Genomic DNA, 16,233 nt, shown 5'->3' with positions numbered 1-16,233 from the left:
TTTTCCGGTCGGTTTTGCTTCGTAAACAAATTTGATCATGAATTCGTATGCACTTCAATTCTTTTCTCGTCCTTATTGAGCAAACCTTAAAAACATAACTGCTCAATTAAATGACAGGATTCCTCAGCGCGTAGGCGGGAATCTATTTCTCAAGATAATTCCTAACTTTGTTTGCAAGATGGATTTCCGCCTACGCGGAAACGACACTATTTAAAGTCATTTTGACCTGAAGCTACGTATTTTTGAATGAAATAATGAGGGGGATTCCTCAGGACTTGTCCGAGGGATCCTGTCATCACAGCAATTATCTATTCTTTCCTAGTCGATAATTTTCTTTTTCTTCATGTAGTTCATCCATTAATCGTTGCGGCTGATTACTTAATTTATTGTAGATATTCACAGTTTCTTTTATGTGAAAGAGCTTGGCTTTACTAACTGTCCATTTCACTTCTGTACTAGCATTTTCCTTGCTAATTCCCTTCGTAAGTATTTGCCTTTTACTCAGTTTCTGTGGTTTCCCAGACTCAAGATCCACTTCGGTTGACGAACCATCTTCAGCTTTAATTAAGGGCTTATTTTTTAACAGGCAGCGCGTTACATGATAATAATCATGTATTTCCTTCATAGTGAAGGTTCCTTCCTGTTTATTAGCGTAAATATCCATTTCTTTATTTCTGGGAAGCGCAGGATCATGGCAGGCGGCTGGCTCCGGCTTTTTCAAACCAAATAGCAGCATAAAGTTAGTGACGGCTTTATAAGCGATACTGATAACTAATGGGATACTTAAAACACTTAGGATAATAACCGGTTTTATTAAAGGAATTACTGCGGGTAAAAATGGGGGAAAGAAAACAGCCGCTGCAAGCAGACCAACCACCGAAGCCCCGATTGCAAAATACGCTGCGGTTTTAAGAAAAGGATGCTGTCCAAACCAATCCAGTGCTCGCGATAAGAGTGTCGTACTTTTACCTGAGACCTGATCACCTATAAAACGTAAAACCGCATCGATAAAATAGCTGGTTATTGCCGCTGAAATCACTGCATTAATCAGCAATAGAGTGGACGCTCCGAGCAAAGTAATTGTGAGGCTTACACCCAGTGGAGGAAACATATAAAATATGGCCACCAGAGGAATAAAAAATAACAGCTGTAATTTATGCTCCCATAGAAAACGAACCGTTGGGAGTACCAGATATCTGAATGGCTGCATGACAAAATAGGAAAACAAACTGCGAGCCAAAATATATAACCAGAAGTTTCTTCGCTTGCGCTCACGATTATCTTCTTCAGTATCGATCCTATGAAATTCAGTTCCGGGTAAACCAGCATAATTCAAGGCATGAGCCGCAACCGAATTCGGGCCTTCCAGTTCCTTTGGCGGGTCAACCTCCAGAATGATCCATTCATTTTTCCATTCCCCAAATTTGGATACCGGATCGTTTTTTTGCTTTTGAACACGTACCTCAGGGGCTTTCCCTTCGGCGACCAGAGTATCCCAATTATCATAACGGCTTTTTCTAAGTCCTTTATAAAGGCCAGGCGGATTTAAAGCATCCACACTAGAAATTAAATCGCCTCGGTGGCATGCGAATATCAGTGAAAGTGCTCCCCCCAAACTCGTTCCGCAAACATGTACTTTCTTATCTTGCTTTTCTGCCCAGCGAATTACATTTTTATTTCCTGAGCGGTATAACTCCTTCCCTGCGGTTTCAACGTCTTCCAGGTCGGTTTTGACTTGCTGCCAGAATCCTTGTCCTGCAGGATAAGTAGTACCCATAAATACTAAGTGGGGTTCTGCATCTTTATTATTAACCGGGGTAAGCCCATAAGCAAAAACACGGTCATTGTCGCTTAGAAATAATTTTTTTAGGCCGGAGGTCGGTGTTAATTCAATTTGTGTGACTTTATATTCCACCTTGATCCATTGGCCATTCACAAACTGAGGAATATGGAAACTTTCGTAAGGAGTAATATCACCATAGGGAAGCAGGCATAAACAATTACTGATATATAACTGAGCCTGTCTTATTTGCTCTTTCGATAATTCTTTTTGACTCTTAAGCTGCTCAAACACATAATCGAAACCCTCCTGAAAACCTCGACGCATGGCCCTGGTCAGCTGATGATCCCGTTCTACAAAAACGGCATTAAAAGCACGCCATGATAACAGTTTCTTCCAATCCTTTTGCCAGCCCATCATAAGAATACGAAGCACATTTCGAGCTTGCGCCAGAACATATTGTTCTTCGTTAGAAGGATCTACGTTTTCTAATTCACGAGAAGGGAAAAAATCAAGTGTTAAACCACCAGCGTAACAATTATCAAGAGACATCTAAACATCCTCTTATCTGCAGATTCACGATCATACTACAATATGGCGCAAATTTGAACACTTTAGCTATAAAAATCATTCTCTCATTGCCCTGAAAGCTTGATCTTGAGAATCAGACAGGCGATCATTCTTTTTTTGTTTGTATAAGGAATTCGGTGTGGATCACGAAATGATGGAATATGATGTAGTCATTGTAGGGGCAGGACCTGCTGGTTTATCAGCAGCCATTAAAATTAAGCAGCTTGCCGCACAGGCGGGCAAAGAAATCAGTGTCTGTATCCTGGAAAAAGGCGCGCAAGTGGGGGCTCATATTCTATCAGGCGCAGTACTTGAACCACGAAGCCTCAAAGAGTTATTGCCTGATCTATGGCAAACGGCACCATTCAATACGCCAGTCACAGAGGATTTATTCTATTTTCTGACCGCTAAAAAGAGCTTTCGCCTGCCCACTCCTCCTCCTATGAAAAATGAAGGAAATTATATCATCAGCCTTGGGGAATTATGCCGCTTTCTGGCCACTCAGGCCGAAAATCTGGGCTGCGAAATTTACCCCGGCTTTCCAGCCTCTGAAATCCTTTATAATGATCAGGGTGAAGTTATTGGTGTGGCCACCGGTGATGTTGGTATAGATAAAGAGTCCAGGCAAACACCCAACTATCAGCCAGGCATGCATTTACTGGCTAAACAAACCCTTTTTGCAGAGGGCTGTCGTGGTCAGCTAAGCCAGAATTTAATGAACCGCTTCCAACTTCGTGAGGGTGTGCAGCCACAAACCTATGGGATTGGGATTAAAGAAATCTGGCAGGTAAAATCTTCTCATTATCAGCCTGGAAAGGTCATCCATACATTTGGCTGGCCTCTGGACACGAAAACCTACGGAGGCTCCTTTGTTTATCACCTGGCAAATAATCAGGTAGCCCTGGGCTTTGTGATCGGACTCGATTATAAAAATACCTGGCTAAGCCCTTTTAATGAAATGCAGCGTTTTAAAACACATCCATTGATTCGCCCGCTTCTTGAAGATGGAGAGCGTATCGCCTATGGCTCTCGTGCCATAAATGAAGGTGGATGGCAGGCATTGCCTAAATTAACATTCCCAGGAGGCGCACTGATTGGCGATGCTGCCGGTTTTCTCAATGTTCCCAAAATCAAGGGAATTCATACCGCAATGAAATCCGGTATGCTGGCAGCCGAAGCCTGTTTTAGCCTTCTTGCGAATGAAACTTCATCTCCCCAGGAAATAACCATTTACCCCGAAAAAGTGAAGCAATCCTGGCTAAGCGATGAGTTATATTCAGTGAGAAACATACGCCCCGCTTTTCGACATGGACTATGGATTGGTCTTGCAAATGCATTTGTGGAAACCTATATTACAGCCGGAAAATCTCCCTGGACATTCAAGCACCATGCAGATCACAGCGCCCTTCTGCCGGCTGATCAATGCAAAAAAATTGTGTATCCCAAACCAGACGGACTACTAACCTTCGATAGACTGTCGTCAGTTTATCTCACCAATACCTATCACGAAGAAAACCAGCCAGTCCATCTTAAGCTTCGAGATCCCGAGCTCGCCATATCCGTCAATTATAAAATATACGCCTCTCCTGAAACACGCTATTGCCCAGCCGGCGTCTATGAAATTGTTGAGGAAGAAAAAGGACCACGCTTACAAATTAACGCGCAAAACTGCATTCATTGCAAAACCTGCGACATAAAAGATCCCAAACAAAACATCGTCTGGGTAGCTCCAGAAGGCGGTGGCGGCCCAAATTACAGTGAAATGTAAATCTCATTGTCATTTATCAAATCAGAGAGTAGACTTGCTCTCTGTAACTCAGTCCCGGTGGCACAGTGGATAGCGCGGCCCCCTCCTAAGGGGCAGGTCGGAGGTTCGAATCCTCTCCGGGACGCCATATTTATCAATGGATTACAATTTTAAATTTGAATTTTTAGTTTGATTTTTCACTTCGGGTATAGCCACAGGTATAGCCAAATCAGTTGCTACTCATTCCGTTAAGCCAACAAAAAGTATTCACCAACTTCATTTGCTGCACAGTCTTACAGGGCACTTCCATTAAGTTTGGATTCACCACAACCACCGATAAGCATTGAGCGCGGGATATGGCTACATTCAACCGATTTTTACTATAGAGAAACTCAATATTGCGCGGTAAATCCTCTGCACTGGAAGTTACCATTGAAACAAGAACAATGGGGGCTTCTTGTCCTTGAAACTTATCCACCGTACCTACTTGTGCGCCTTCTGGCAAAATAGAACGTAAATAATTGACCTGCACGTTATAGGGAGTCACAACAAGAATGTCTTTGAAGGTTATTGTACGTAGCTCTTTACCATCTTCTTTGAACTGCTGTTTAAGTAGCTCCTGATAAAGATGCTTAATGATTACTCCTTCTTCAATACTTTTTTGAGAGCATCCTTCATGGTTAGCATCAATCACATGGATTCCTTCTTCAGGCAAGGCAATCTCATTAAAAAATAGCAAAGATCGATTAGAGGTTGATTCGTGCGCGTGAAGTCTACCTTCATAGAAAGCGTCTGAAATGAACTGGCAAACGCTTGGGCGCATTCTTCGCGTATTATCTAAAAATACACCTTGCTCAGGTGGAATAGTCGCATGATCACCTAGAAGAAAATCAAGAATCGAAAGACCTGCTTCGCCAGGATGAGTTCCTTGTATAGGCTGCCCAAGCTGCATTTGATCGCCGATTAATATAATATTCTTGGCAGCTATTCCCATAGCAACAACATTAGCGACGGCAACCTGACCTGCTTCATCAATAAACAAATAATCAAGTTGCTCTTTCAAATAGTCATTTGAAAAAAACCACGCTGTACCTGCAACTAGACTTTCATTCAAAGTGAGTGCTTCTGTTTTCTCGATGCTTTTTATACATCGTCCTTCATAGTAAGATTCCACACTTCCTTTGCTTGCCTTTTTTGCTCCTTCAAATTGAAATCCCTGCTCCTTGGCAACCCCTTCAATTTTATCTAACAAGTTATGAATGGCTTTGTGAGCATTAGCTGCAACACCTATCTTTTTGCCTCGCCGCATAAGCTCAACGATAATATGGCTGCTGGTATAAGTCTTTCCAGCTCCAGGTGGGCCTTGGATGAAAAGATAACTGTTATCCAAATTATTTATTATCTCCAGCGCCTCTTTTTGGAGATCAGTTGAAGTAATTAAAGATGAACCAATAACTTTGCCACGAATGCGAGGTAATGATTTATTCAATATATCTTTAATTGCCTGATAGCAATGAGTATTTCCTTCAATAATGTTATCTGCAACATTGTAAATGGCAGCTCTCATACTTGTAGCATCAATAGGCCGACCAGGGCCAATTGAAAATCGATCTGGCGGTGGTGCCTGTTTTTTGCCTCTCTTAAGCTTAACGACTCCCTCATCTTCATCAATGGCAAAGACTGTTCCAACAGAATCCAAGGTAGAGGTGTCAATTACCCCATCTCCTACTTTCACTTTGTATTCCTGGGCAGGAAAGTGATAGCTATAAACAAATGAACTTTTTTCTTCCTCAGGCTCTCCAAACCGAATCAATCCGCCAATACAATCCGTATCATCAATTAACTCATCTTCAAATTTATCCTGACGTTCAAACATAGCCCAATATTGTGGTTTAGCTTCACGGTTATGAAACTCTAATAAATCCAATATCCTCTGTCGCAAAAGAGCATTATCATTATCTTCATCCACTTTCAAAAGATCATGATATTTCTCATATTCAATTTCCCAATCTTTACGTGCTGATGGTGTTGTCGTCTCTTCTTGCTCTTGGCACTTAAACCATTCAACCCCTTCCGGTCTTAAAGTTATAAGCCAATCACGTAAGCGCGCAGTTGAGATGCAATCCACCTCATTGTAATCAGCTATTTCTTGAAGAAGCGCATCATCACCAGACTCACGCCATTGGTTGTAAACCACAATACTATCCATAGCAGTAGCAACGGCATTGTCTCTTTTTTCCATATAAAAAGTTTCAAGGTTTTTAATGGAGTAACCAGGCTCAGAGGTACGGATACTTTCGCGCACAACCTTGTATAAATCGACAAATTTTTTCTGACGCAACAAGTTATCTAACTGCTCAGTACAAACCCCATATTGGCAAGCCAAGCGCTTTAAAGCAGTGGTTTCATAATGATTGTAATGGTAAATGTGAGCATCTGGATATTGAGTGAGATGTTGTTCAAGAAATGCCATAAATCGCTCAAAAGCCAATCGCTCTTCTTGATGATTATGTGCCCAAAATGGAAGAAATGTTTCTTTTCCATCCTTGAGATAATATATTCCAAACAGGTATTCAAGCCCACCTTGATATAGAGGATCGCCTTCCATATCAAAAAATAGATCACCCTTTTCTGGAAGCGGTAAGCGCTCAAATCCTTTACCAACCATAGGCTTAAGAATTTCAAACTTGTTTTGATTCGTATTGCGCTTATAAGCTTGCAACATGGCCTGAGAACGAAGCCTTAAGAGTACATCTTGATTTAATTCTTCAATCTTACTATCGATTGGCAAAGCCGCTAAATCAGCTACGGTATGAATACTCGCTTTTAATAGCTTATCAATTTGAGACCGCTGGATATTAGCAATCAAATTTAAATGATCATCTTGTTGCCATTGCTCCGTGCAGCGATCACGCCAGTGGCATAAGAGACAATGTGCGCAAGGTTCTGGATAAGAGCTGGTGGGCGGATTATTTGAATAGACTTCAAATCGTTGCTTTGCCTTTTGGTAATAATGAAAAAAATCATCCACTTTAAATTCAATATGCGATCTATCGCCCAGAACCAAATGCATTAGTTTAGGGCGAATTCCTTGTGCTTTCTCCAGAAGGTCGCTGTAGACACATAACTGCATAATGTGTTTTGGCTCAGGCGATCTACTTAATTTTGTGTCCAGTACTTCATAGCTAAACGCGCCTAATTTGGAGGGAGTATCAGTCTTAATTAGAAAATCGGCATTACCATACCAAGGATAATCAGTAAGCCTTGCTTGATAAATAATCTCAGACCCAGATTGCAATGCTTCAGTAGTTAGGCGTGCGCGAACTTCTGAAGGCTGATCTTTAGGGATTTCAACGATGACTTTACCGTTATCTTTCAGCGATTGAAGGTAATTCTTTTCGTGCTCATACCCCTTGTCTTGTAGTAACTTATTTGAAGTACTATTTTCTGCTGGTTTAATCTCGCCACCCAGCCATTTTAAATCAAGGTATGTTGCATGATGGCAGCTTAAGAAAACAACCAAATCTGACGCTGAGAAGAGTGTATCTTCTTTAATTTTCTGCATTAAAATACCCCAATGCATCGCTTAAGACATTAGTGGCTATTTCGTCCCCAAAATAAACTATAATTTTTGATCCTTCGGTAACTAATCTCCGATTATCTTCAGTTACCAAATAATCCCCTGATTGAGTACAAAGAAAGTTACAATCTTCTTCGATCTTCGGCTCAATGTCACTAGAATGCAAAGGAGATGAAACTGTCACATGCTTATTCCGTGTAACCACATCATGCAGCAATAATAGTGACTTATTATTGCTCTTTTCGCATAGATATCTGGCTTTGGGTTTTTTGGCTTGAGCGTTAGCAGATTGGTTTAAATTATCCTTCCATTCCAATAAATGAAAGATGGAAAACGCGGCGTTAAGGGCATGATCCACGCTAGAGATTATGTCCATACCATTTTCAGACGTAATTAACCTGTCTATTTCTCTTTGAGCTTTTTTATGTAAACCCATATAAGAAAAGGCATCAGTCTTTAAATAACTATCCGTCATATAATCTTCTTTTAGCTCCATGCCATACTCAATGATTCAGCCTGCCTTAAAACCAACTCAACGGCCTCTTCCTGCTTATCAGGAGGGTATTTATACTTACGCAAAATACGTTTAACCATCAAACGCAATTTAGCTCTCACGCTCTCCCGTACCGACCAATCGACACTTACATTTCGGCGTAGATTCTCTGTGAGTTCATGCGCTATTTTCTTCAGTGTTTCATCGCCTAACTCTTTGACTGATGTTTCATTATTAGCCAGGGCATCGTAAAAAGCCAATTCATCCTCATTAAGACCTAACTCTTCTCCACGATTAACTGCTTCTTTGAATTTTTTGGCCATATCACATAGTTCTTCCATCACCTGAGCTGTTTCAATAGCACGGTTTTGATAACGTTTTATGGTATTAACCAATAAGTACGAGAATTTCTTCTCTTGTATTACATTAGTAGCAAAACGGGTTCTAATTTCCCCTTCAAGTAAACGCTCAAGCAACTCAACTGCCAAGTTTCTCTCGGGCAATTCGCGCACTTCTGCGAGAAACTCATCATCAAGAATACCTATATTCGGCTTGTCTAAACCCACAGCATCGAAGATGTCGACGACCTCATCAGACACCACTGCAGAGCTGATTATTTGCCTTATAGCTAGCTCCCGTTCTTCATTGGTGCGCTTTTTAGCCGAAATATCACGCTTCGTCAGGATTACTTTTACCGCTTGCATAAAGGCTACTTCTTCACGAACAGCTCGCGCTTCATCTAAAGTGCAACAGAGGCTAAAGGCTTTCGACATAGCCAGTGCTGTATCTGCAAAACGCTTTTTACCATCATCTACACCCAATATATGATTGGCAGCTTTTGCAAGGAGGCTATGGCCACTGGTTAGAAAACTACTGTAATCAAATCCATGTAGTATTGAACGCAGTACATCCAATTTTTCTTCTAATAAGGCATAGGCTTCATAGGCATCAACAGTTGGTCTGCCGTGGCCATTGCTTGCTGTATAATCTTTCAGGGCTTTTTTCAGATCATTAGCGATCCCAATATAATCAACCACCAAACCGCCTTGCTTGTCTCCAAAAACACGATTCACGCGTGCTATGGCTTGCATAAGGTTGTGGCCTTTCATTGGCTTATCAATGTATAAAGTATGTGCACAAGGAACATCAAAACCCGTTAGCCACATATCACGGACAATGACCAAGCGCAGATCATCATCTGGTTTCTTAAAGCGTTTCTCCAGATTTTTACGTACCAGCTTAGAGTAAATATGAGGACGTAATAAAGCTTTATCGCTAGGGGTACCAGTCATAACGACTTTTACTACCCCTTTAGCTGGATCGCCACTATGCCATTCTGGGCGTAGCGCAATAATCTCATTATAAAGGTGAACACAAATATCTCTGCTCATGCCCACAATCATGGCTTTGCCATTTTGCGCTTTATTCCGTTCTTCAAAGTGATCAATTAAATCAGCAGCTACTTGTTTAATCCGAGGTTCAGCACCGACTACTTTTTCTAAAGCAGCCCAACGTGATTTCAGTTTGGCTTGCTCGCTATCCTCTTCATCTTCTGCCAACTCATCAATATCGTCGTCAAGTCTTGGGATTTGATCTGAATTTAAAGATAACTTGGCAAGTCGCGATTCATAATAAATAGCAACTGTTGCCCCATCCTCTTTAGCTTGCTGCATGTCATAGATATGGATGTAATCACCAAACACCGCTCGAGTATCGCGATCTTCGCTTGAAACAGGGGTTCCGGTAAAAGCAACAAAGGTGGCATTGGGCAAAGCATCGCGTAAATGCTGGGCGTATCCCACATTATACTTCTCTTGACCAGATTTACCTTTAAGCTCTGCTGTAAAGCCATATTGAGTCCGATGTGCCTCATCAGCGATGACAACAATATTACGTCTATCCGATAAGACAGGAAAAACATCTTCATCTTCACCCAGCATGAATTTTTGAATAGTGGCAAACACAATTCCACCCGATGGGCGATTGCTTAATTTTGCTCTCAAATCTTGCCGTGATTCAGCTTGAACAGGCTGTTCACGCAGCAAGTCTTGACCAAGAGAAAATACGCCGAATAACTGACCATCTAAATCATTGCGATCAGTAATAACAACAATAGTAGGATTTTCCATCGCCACTTCGCGCATCACTCGTGCTGCGAAGCAAGTCATGGTAATACTTTTACCGCTTCCTTGAGTATGCCAAACAACGCCACCTTTTTTATTGCCATCTGGTCGCGAAGCAGTGATTACTTGTTGGATAGCAGCTCGTACCGCATGGAATTGATGGTATCCAGCAATTTTTTTGACAAGCTCACCATCATCTTCAAACAAGATGAAGAACCGTATGTAATCTAAAAAGTAAACTGGCGAAAGTATGCCTCGGGTCAACGTTTCAAGCTCGCCAAATTGGCCTAATGGATCAAGCGTCACTCCATCAATCGTGCGCCATGACATAAAGCGCTCCATATTGGCAGAAAGTGAGCCCATACGCGCTTCACTCCCGTCTGAAATGATTAAAATTTCGTTGTATTGAAAAATATCTGGAATTTGTTCTTTGTAAGTTTGGATTTGATTAAACGCCTTTCCTATGTCAGCGTTTAAATCAGCGGAATTTTTTAATTCAATTAATACCAATGGAAGTCCATTAATGAACAAAAGGATATCTGGACGTCGAGTGTTTTTTTCACCTTTGATAGAGAACTGATTAACTGCCAACCACTCGTTATTCGATGGTATTTCAAAATCAATTAAACGAACAAAATCACCCCGAGTTTCACCGTCTTTCTGATACTGTACGGGGACACCATTTACTAAATAATGATGTAAACGGCGGTTGGCTGATAGTAGAATGGGCGTGTTTAAATCACGCACTTGTTGTAAAGCATCTTCGCGAGCTGTTAAGGGAATTTCAGGATTGAGTTGGTTGATAACCCTTCGCAAGCGCTCTATTAGCAATATATCTTGATAGTTGCTGCGTTCTGGTGCCTCGCCATCACAGGCAATGATAGGGCCATAAACATGGTTATAGCCGATTTCAGATAACCAGGTTAGCATCTCTTGCTCGAGTTTGTCTTCGGTCATCACTTGTATTTACTCCCCAGATCTTTGCAATGCGTCCTAACTATATCGACCCATACATCGTAATAGTGCCATTGCTTATTTGCCACCATTGTTCCAAATCCTTTTGCTGGGTTCTTAGCATCAAATTTCTTCCACAAATCAGTATGATTATTAATTTTGAATTTCAAGTAACCTTCATTATTCATTAATGCTACAATTTGAGCCGGTAAGTACTTTGTTTTTTCGGTTTCTTTTATAGCTGCATATTCTTTATTAATGTTTTTAGCCAATGAGGAATCACTTTTGACAAACTCTATTAAGCGATCAGCCTGTCCCTTTCTATTAACGAGCTTGGGAACAAAAATAATCCTGTAGGCGTATTGTTGACTAGAAAATTCTTCCAATGAAAGCAGCTCATCAAAGTTAGCAATATAAGAAAGAATATGTTTTGGTAAGCTTCTTTGCTCTTTAAGCAAATCTATATGTTCTTGACCAATAGAGGAGAATTGAAGACTAAATGAAAGATGATGCTCAATTCCTAATTTATCTCCAAAGAATTGTTTCAGATACTTATTATAGTTAAGACAACAAGCTTGGAGCCTGGCACTAAGCAAGTCGTCTATGCGCGATGTCATACGATGCTCTATTTCATGGCGAAGACCGATCAGAAATTTAAGATTATTACAGGTGTCTTTATCTACAGGAGAGTATTTTTCATTAAGACAACATTCGAGTTCCCAATATTTATCAGCACCATGCTTTGTTTTTTCAAACTGTCGTCTTTTGCCTGACTCTTTATGATAGCGATATTCAATGCCTTTACCTCTATAATACGCATGCAAAAGATATGTCCAACCTATAATCATTAAAATGATATACGATTCAGATTTAAAACTAATATTAGGATTGTTGAATATCTGTACAGCAGCTAGTACGGCCTCTCTCGATTTTTTTACAAGCTCTGATTTAATTGAGCTAACTTTACGATCCCTAGTTTTGCTCATGCTTCATACACCTTCATTTCTTCTTTAGCTAAGGATACTTGGCCCGAAATTAACTGAGGCAATAATATATTACGCTGAGAGGCAAGAAACTTTGCCTGTCTAGAATTTGATGAGATTTTTTGCTGGATTGAAGACACAATAGATCCAAAAAGTTTTAAAACACGATAATCTGGAACTACTATTGAATAACGGCCAAGAACATTATTTTGTATTCGTTGTCGTCCGCTAGTACCCGACATGCTTTGAATTGCAAATTCTCGAAATGCACTATGACGAGCCAGTAAATATCCATGATATAGCGGAATAGGCTCCTTAGGTCGCAACACTACAAACTCAGTTGAACCCCAGCCAACCTGATTATCATCTAAAAAATCAACAAAAGCAGTTTTACCATTTTCTAAACAAGGTGTAATACGCGCGAGAAGAGTATCTCCATTAATAAACTTTGTACCAGACCCCATTTCACGCATGGTAATCTTGTCTGCATGATGCCCCCTTATCGGTACATTTGCCATATCTAAATAGGGCGCTAATTCACCTTTTTTTAATTTTCTAATTGGATTGATCTGATAAGCGTTATCTAAATTGGTTACATGCCAGCCCTTGGGTATCAATCCTAAACTCGACTCCTCAAAACCATCAGGAAAAAGTGCTGCTGTTTCTGCATCCATTCCTTCAGGCTCACGGCCTTCTGCTTTTGCGTGTACGGGGTCAAAATCGATAAACCATGATTTGAAAAGGGCTTGAGCAATGGATTCTAGGGTTACGTTAGTCTCACGAAGTAAAGCGATACGATCATCAAATGCTGTTAAAAAATCAGCAATTATTTTTTGTGTCGCAAAATCAGGAATAGGAAACGCAAGATTTCGTAAGACCTCTAAATTAATATTCTCTTGCACACTACCATAGGCTTTGCTTTTTACATTGGCACGAAATGCACGGAACATAAATTCAATAAAACGTACATCGGCTTTATCTGCATATGGTATAAATCCTACTACACTATCTGGAAAGCATGCAGGAAAGGTTAATAAAGCCGTGTCAGCAATATTAGCTGCAATAGTTATGCATAATGTACCTGCTGGCCATAATTTACTTTGCGCTAGACCAGCTTCAGAATAGGTCTGCTTATAACATGTGATACGGCCTCCAGAAGCAGTAATATCTCCTGTTTGAATGAAGGGATATTGTCCTCCATATAAATGGCTAGCGTCACGAGGTCGATGTTTTGACTTACCTCTGTCAAATGTACCTAGAGTTGATAACTTTGTTATTAACCATCTATGGTTCATAATTACACCCACCTAATTTTGCAACGCTACGTTGCATAAATTGTGCAAGCGCCTCCTGCACAATTAACATCTCCTTTATTTTCGGCCAATTTTTACTCATCTGTTGCATCCCCACCAAACTCAGCCTCAATCTCTTCCACAGTAGGCAAGCTAGATTTAAGCTCTTCAGGCAACGATTGAGTAATCTGATACTCAGATACTCCTATGGGCTTGTTAACATCGCTAAGGGCATATTCTACGACCAATTTATCATGACTTTTGCAGAGCAGAAGGCCAATCGTGGGTTCATCGCCTTCACGTCGCAATTGAGCATCTACAGCTTTAATATAAAAATTCAACTTACCCACATGCTCAGGTTCAAAGTCTACATTTTTTAATTCAACGACCAGATAACAATGAAGCCGAGTGTGATAGAATAGTAAGTCTATAAAGAATTCACGCTCACCAACCTGAAGAGGTACTTGTCGGCCAACGTAGGCAAAACCTGCGCCGAGTTCTAAAAGGAATTGGGTAATGTGTTCAATTAACCCTTGCTCTAAATCTCTTTCATCATAGCCTTTGGTTAGACGTAAGAAATCAAAGACATATGGATCTTTCAAGGTTTGATGCGCTAAATCAGACTGAGGAGATGGGAGGGCTTTAGTGAAGTTAGATAGTGCTTTACCTTCACGTTGCCAGAGATTACTTTCAATTTGATGCGTTAGAACACTTCGACTCCAGCCATATTCGATTGTGTTTCTAATGTAATAAAGCCCTTCCTCAACATTTTTGCATTTATTAATAATGACTTGATTATGCCCCCAAGGGATTTGCGTTAATTCGGCAACAGCTTGTTGCCAATTTGCAGAGTTTTCAATCCAGAACTGTACCCACTGGCGAATCAGTCTAAGATTTCGCTCTGAAAATCCTTTCATATCGGGAAATTCGCTCATTAAATCTTGGCTCAATTGCTTGAGAAGTCCTTCACCCCAAGCAGTGATCTTCTGCTTCTCAATAATGTCTGATCCGAGATCCCAATAGAACATTAATAACTGTTGATTAACCGTAACAGCCGCCTTAAGCTGGGCTTGCTTTAACTTGGATCTTAAATCCGTAATCCATTTTTTATATTCAACATTATGAGCTATATTCTTCTGTTCATTCATGATTTAGATCTCAAATCCAAGCTTGGCCAAATTGTTACGAATAACGACATCTAATTCGGCTCCCTTTGCCATTTGCTCACCTAATTTTTCCGTTAGATGCTGCATTTTTTCCATGAAGCTTTCATCATCATCCTCAATCACTTCAGCACCTACATAACGGCCAGGTGTTAATACATGACCATGCTCTGCAATTTCAGCTAAGGTGACACTACGACAAAAACCTGGAATATCAGCATAGTCTGCATTGGTTTCGCCATCTGCACGCCAAGCATGTACTACATCTGCAATTTTCTGTATGTCGGTATCCGTGAGCTCAAGCTGCGAGCGACTAATCATCGTTCCCAATTTACGAGCGTCGATAAACAATACCTCTCCTTTGCGGGTTGATTTTTGTTTGGCTAGAAACCACAAGCAGGCTGGAATTTGAGTGTTAAAAAACAATTGGCCTGGTAAAGCAATCATGCATTCCACTACATCTGCTTCTACCATTTTGCGGCGAATATCACCTTCACTATTTTGGCTTGAGCTCATGGAACCATTCGCTAATACGATACCTGCCCGACCATTAGGTTTCAGATGATAGAGCATATGTTGTAGCCAAGCATAGTTTGCATTACCTTGTGGGGGTGTGCCGTATACCCAGCGAGGATCGCTTTCGAGGCTACCATGCCACCAGTCAGAAATATTAAAGGGTGGATTAGCTAAGACAAAGTCAGCACGTAAATCAGGATGTTGGTTTTTAGTAAAGGAATCGCCAGGCTCTTTGCCAAAGTTAAAATCGATACCACGAATAGCAAGATTCATTGCTGCCAAACGCCAGGTAGTTGGGTTTGATTCTTGCCCATAAATAGAGACATCACCGATTTTGCCTCCATGAGATTCAATGAACTTTTCAGACTGCACGAACATACCACCCGAACCACAGCATGGGTCGTATACTTTGCCTTCGTGAGGGGCTAAAACAGCAACCAATGTTCGTACTATGCTTGCAGGGGTATAAAACTGTCCACCTTTTTTACCTTCAGCGCTAGCAAACTGGCCAAGGAAATATTCGTACACTTGCCCCAGTAAATCCTTTGCATTTTGGTTAGCAGCACCAAAGCCAATGGAGGAGATTACATCAACTAATTCACCTAACTTGCCATCGGGTAATTGCGCACGAGCATAGCGTTTATCCAGTATCCCTTTAAGCTTGGGATTATCTGCCTCTATCAGTGACAGCGCATCATCAATTAATTTGCCAATATCGGCCTGCTTGGCTCGCGCACGAATACTTTCCCAACGAGCGGCTGCTGGAACCCAAAAGGCATTCACTACTTTATAATAGTCACGGTCTTCTAATTCTTCAGCAAGCATTTCTGCATCAGCATCAGGAAGAAAATACTCATCGCTTGAGTCCATGAAGCGCTTGTTTAACTCTTGACGGCGCATTTGAAAGGCATCGGAGATGTACTTTAAAAAAATTAACCCCAGCACTATATGCTTATATTCGGCTGCGTCCATATTTGCACGAAGTTTGTCAGCGGTAGACCATAGCTTTTTTTTGATATCTTCTAACATAAA

Annotated in this window: 9 protein-coding genes and 1 tRNA gene; 2 read left to right on the top strand and 8 right to left on the bottom strand. The window is 40.9% G+C overall.

From position 1 onward, the window contains the following. Nucleotides 1-304: 304 nt before the first annotated feature. On the bottom strand, nt 305-2,332 hold the full coding sequence (locus tag E1O89_RS14270; RefSeq protein ID WP_133140740.1) for a hypothetical protein: 2,028 nt from the start codon (nt 2,330-2,332) through the stop codon (nt 305-307). 157 nt (nt 2,333-2,489) lie between these two features. Between E1O89_RS14270 and E1O89_RS14265 the strand changes: the two genes are divergently transcribed. Continuing rightward, the gene (locus E1O89_RS14265; protein ID WP_133140739.1) at nt 2,490-4,118 is read left to right on the top strand and encodes an electron transfer flavoprotein-ubiquinone oxidoreductase; all 1,629 of its coding nucleotides are present in this window, start codon (nt 2,490-2,492) and stop codon (nt 4,116-4,118) included. 51 nt (nt 4,119-4,169) lie between these two features. Beyond that, nucleotides 4,170-4,245, top strand: a tRNA-Arg gene (locus tag E1O89_RS14260). Nucleotides 4,246-4,326: 81 nt separating this feature from the next. Here the strand turns inward: E1O89_RS14260 and E1O89_RS14255 are convergent. The 7 genes from E1O89_RS14255 to E1O89_RS14225 form a co-directional block, all read right to left on the bottom strand. Next, nucleotides 4,327-7,662: a TM0106 family RecB-like putative nuclease gene (locus E1O89_RS14255; RefSeq protein WP_133140738.1), complete on the bottom strand. Its 3,336-nt coding sequence runs from the start codon at nt 7,660-7,662 to the stop codon at nt 4,327-4,329. Further along, entirely contained in the window at nt 7,649-8,173 is a 525-nt protein-coding gene (locus tag E1O89_RS14250) for a hypothetical protein (protein ID WP_133140737.1), read from the bottom strand. The genes E1O89_RS14255 and E1O89_RS14250 overlap by 14 nt, the downstream gene beginning before the upstream one ends. Continuing rightward, the gene (locus E1O89_RS14245) at nt 8,164-11,250 is read right to left on the bottom strand and encodes a type I restriction endonuclease subunit R (RefSeq protein ID WP_133140742.1); all 3,087 of its coding nucleotides are present in this window, start codon (nt 11,248-11,250) and stop codon (nt 8,164-8,166) included. Before E1O89_RS14245 ends, E1O89_RS14250 begins: the two co-directional genes overlap by 10 nt. Beyond that, nucleotides 11,250-12,233, bottom strand: a complete 984-nt coding sequence (locus tag E1O89_RS14240; protein WP_133140736.1) for a DUF3644 domain-containing protein — start codon at nt 12,231-12,233, stop codon at nt 11,250-11,252. Before E1O89_RS14240 ends, E1O89_RS14245 begins: the two co-directional genes overlap by 1 nt. After that, nucleotides 12,230-13,525 (bottom strand): restriction endonuclease subunit S, encoded by a 1,296-nt coding sequence (locus E1O89_RS14235; RefSeq protein WP_133140735.1) that lies wholly within the window; start codon nt 13,523-13,525, stop codon nt 12,230-12,232. The genes E1O89_RS14240 and E1O89_RS14235 overlap by 4 nt, the downstream gene beginning before the upstream one ends. A gap of 92 nt (nt 13,526-13,617) precedes the next feature. Beyond that, complete coding sequence (locus E1O89_RS14230) at nt 13,618-14,670, bottom strand: YhcG family protein (protein ID WP_133140734.1); 1,053 nt, start codon at nt 14,668-14,670, stop codon at nt 13,618-13,620. Between the two features lie 3 nt (nt 14,671-14,673). Beyond that, nucleotides 14,674-16,230 (bottom strand): type I restriction-modification system subunit M, encoded by a 1,557-nt coding sequence (locus E1O89_RS14225; protein ID WP_133140733.1) that lies wholly within the window; start codon nt 16,228-16,230, stop codon nt 14,674-14,676. Nucleotides 16,231-16,233 lie beyond the last annotated feature (3 nt).

The sequence above is a fragment of the Legionella genomosp. 1 genome, from assembly GCF_900640215.1.
GTDB lineage: Bacteria > Pseudomonadota > Gammaproteobacteria > Legionellales > Legionellaceae > Legionella_C > Legionella_C quinlivanii_A.
The sequence above is the reverse complement of the archived record's forward strand: the minus strand, read 5'-3'. Positions and strand labels throughout refer to the sequence as shown.

Coding starts and splice junctions, on each gene's coding strand:
- E1O89_RS14270 (WP_133140740.1), bottom strand. CDS start 2,332: ATGTCTCTTGATAATTGTTACGCTGGTGGTTTAACACTTGATTTTTTC.
- E1O89_RS14255 (WP_133140738.1), bottom strand. CDS start 7,662: ATGCAGAAAATTAAAGAAGATACACTCTTCTCAGCGTCAGATTTGGTT.
- E1O89_RS14250 (WP_133140737.1), bottom strand. CDS start 8,173: ATGGAGCTAAAAGAAGATTATATGACGGATAGTTATTTAAAGACTGAT.
- E1O89_RS14245 (WP_133140742.1), bottom strand. CDS start 11,250: ATGACCGAAGACAAACTCGAGCAAGAGATGCTAACCTGGTTATCTGAA.
- E1O89_RS14240 (WP_133140736.1), bottom strand. CDS start 12,233: ATGAGCAAAACTAGGGATCGTAAAGTTAGCTCAATTAAATCAGAGCTT.
- E1O89_RS14235 (WP_133140735.1), bottom strand. CDS start 13,525: ATGAACCATAGATGGTTAATAACAAAGTTATCAACTCTAGGTACATTT.
- E1O89_RS14230 (WP_133140734.1), bottom strand. CDS start 14,670: ATGAATGAACAGAAGAATATAGCTCATAATGTTGAATATAAAAAATGG.
- E1O89_RS14225 (WP_133140733.1), bottom strand. CDS start 16,230: ATGTTAGAAGATATCAAAAAAAAGCTATGGTCTACCGCTGACAAACTT.